Annotated in this window: 3 protein-coding genes; all 3 read right to left on the reverse strand. The window is 63.6% G+C overall.

Going from position 1 to position 2,642, the window contains the following annotated elements:
* Positions 1-33: 33 nt before the first annotated feature.
* Positions 34-1,368 carry a PAS domain-containing protein gene (locus D6689_02020; GenBank protein ID RMH44607.1) on the reverse strand — a complete coding sequence of 445 codons (1,335 nt, stop codon included), beginning with the start codon at positions 1,366-1,368 and terminating at the stop codon, positions 34-36.
* 7 nt (positions 1,369-1,375) lie between these two features.
* Positions 1,376-1,885, reverse strand: coding sequence for a hypothetical protein (locus D6689_02025; GenBank protein RMH44608.1), 510 nt, complete (start codon positions 1,883-1,885; stop codon positions 1,376-1,378).
* A 49-nt stretch (positions 1,886-1,934) separates the two neighbouring features.
* On the reverse strand, positions 1,935-2,642 hold a 708-nt coding region (locus D6689_02030; GenBank protein ID RMH44609.1), incomplete at its 5' end, for a hypothetical protein.

Raw genomic sequence — 2,642 nt, forward strand, 5'->3', positions numbered from 1 at the left:
GGCTCGTCGTCGACCACGAGAATACGCTTCGCATCAGTGGCTGCGGCGGCTGACATGCGCTCTGGATTCTCCGTCGTTGTGCGCACCGGCCGGCGGCCTGAGCGGAAGGACGACCGAGAACGTCGCCCCTTCGCCGCGCTTGCTCGAGTAGGTCAGCTGACCACCGTGCGCCCGCACGATGTTGTCCGAGATCGACAGTCCGAGACCGGTTCCCTCTCCGACATCCTTGGTCGTAAAGAACGGGTCGAGGATGCGGTCGAGCAATTCCGGTTCGATTCCCGGCCCAGAGTCCCGGATTGTTACCTGAACGTGCTGACGATCCTCGGTGAGGCGGATGTCGACCCAGATCGTGCCCTCGCCTTCGATCGCCTGGGCGGCGTTCGTCAGGATGTTCATGAACACTTGGTTGATGTGGCCGGCATTGCAGACGATCTTGGGGAGGTTGGGCTCGAACGTCTTTTCGACCGTGATTCGGTTTTTCAGCAGCGGGCCGATCAGGTTGAGCGTCGTCTCGATGCCGGACACGATGTCGGTCTCCTGCAGATCGCCACCACCGGTTCGCGAAAACGCCTTCAAGTCGCGAACGATCGCCGCCGTCCGTTCCGCCCCGCTGCGAATGGAACGGATCAGCTTGCGCGAGTCCTCGACGAGAAAGTCGAACTCGATGTCGCGTTTGCGCTGCTCGATGGCATCGCGCAGGGTCTGTGGCACGTCGGGGTGACGATCGACTAGTTCCACGAGCCCCAGCAGATCTTCCATGTACCGGCCGAGGAAGTCGACGTTGCCGTACACGAAGTTGATCGGGTTGTTCAGCTCGTGCGCGATCCCAGCGACCAGCCGACCGAGCGACGACATCTTTTCCTGGTGGACGAGTTGGGCCTGCGCCTGCCGCAATTCGGCCATCGCGTGCTCGAGTTCGGCGGTCCGTTCGACCACCTTCTCCTCGAGAAGTTCCTTTTGTTCGCGCTCGCGCCGTAGCAGCTCCTGCAGCCGGCGTTGGATGCGGACGTCGGCCGTGACGTCGCGGTAGGTCTCGATGATGGTCCCGTCGTCGAGCGGCACGGCCGTCACGATGAACGTCAGTTCCTCGCCGTCGGCCCGGACCGCCTTGATCTCGTCCACGCGCAGCGGCCGGTCCACGTCGCGCGCCTTGCAGCCGAGACACGCGTTCTCGCAGATCTCGAGCGGAAACACCTCGTAGCAGTGCGCCCCCTCCGCAATGCGCCGTTCGAGCTGGCGTCCGCGCAGGCCGGTGAGTCCTTGGTAGGCGCGGTTGAAGTAAAGGATGCGGCGGTCCGCATCCAGGATCACTGCCGCGTCGACGCTCCCTTCGAGCAGCTCGCGGACGTGCTGGCGTACAACCTCCACGCCGGAATCAACCCTCCGTCAGGAACGACAGGTAGCGCTCGGGAAGGTCGTCGAACTCCATCTGCGTTGAGCAGTTGTCGCACGTAAACTCGGGCACGGAGCCGATGTTGCCCCCAGGGAACTGCGACTGCACGTCGAGCAGTTTTTCCTCCTCCCGACCGCAGTTCTCACAAACGTACGGGGCATAAAACGACCGCACCTTCGCGTTGCCGCGAAAGTTGTAGATCATGTTCAACTGCGTGACGATTGCCGGCGAGCAGTGCGTGAATGTCAGTTCGGTCACGCCGGGCAAGTCGCGGACGAAGTTGACCCATTCGCGCACGCCGCAGCTGTTGATCCGGCGCACTTCGGCCAGATGAAACACGACGTTCCCGCGGAGTCGTCGCCGCAGCTCGGAGAAGTCGGCGTTCTCGTCGATCTCGCCGAAGAACTCGACGGTCGTGAAGCCCGGCCGCTCCTTGATGCGCCAAGACAGAGCGACCGAATCCGCCTCAGGCCTGGTCAAGCGATCCGCCATGGGTTGCTACCCGTCTCGACGACGCCGGCATACGTGTCGCGGCGCTCGGTCACTGTCGCACCGGTGGTTCGGCAAAATGCTGTTTGACCTCCGTGAACCCTGGCTCGTCGATCGACTTCGGCGTTTCGATGACATCGGATGCATCGAGGCGTACGAACGGCGGCGTGGCGAACACGAAGCGTTTGATCCGGCGACTCAGGCTGCGGCGCAGCGCATCGAAAGGTTTGTCGTTCGCCGCGACGAATCCCGAGATCGCGCCCCCACCACCGTACGACACGACCGCGTTCCTCACGCGATTGACCACGTCCTTGTCGAGACGACCATTGACCTGCACGAACGCCGGCCCGGGCACCGGCGCCGTATCGAACACCTTGTTGAGGCCTTTGGCCTCGCCGACCGGCGCAAACACTGCTTCTGCTCCTTTGAACGAGGCGACCTCTGCCACGGCGCCCGTGAGCGACGGCTTGCCGACGAGCCCACCGAAGTGCTTCTCGCTGACTTCGGAGTCGAGCATCGCGTTGAACACGAAATCCTTGTCGCGGCAGCCCATCTTCACATACGCGAGCTTCTTGCCCTGCAGCGCCGGCATCCCCCCGCTCAGCCGCGAGTACAGCGCCCACCCGCGGCTCGCCCTGCCGCCAATCGTGCCGTTGGCGAGCAACGTCCAGCCGCGAGTGGCCGCGTAACACTGCGCGTCGACGATCGCGAAGTCGACCTTCGCCTTCTTGAGCGCGCTGAGGGTCGCAAACGCCTTCCC

Source organism: Deltaproteobacteria bacterium (assembly GCA_003696105.1).
GTDB lineage: Bacteria > Myxococcota_A > Polyangia > Haliangiales > J016 > J016.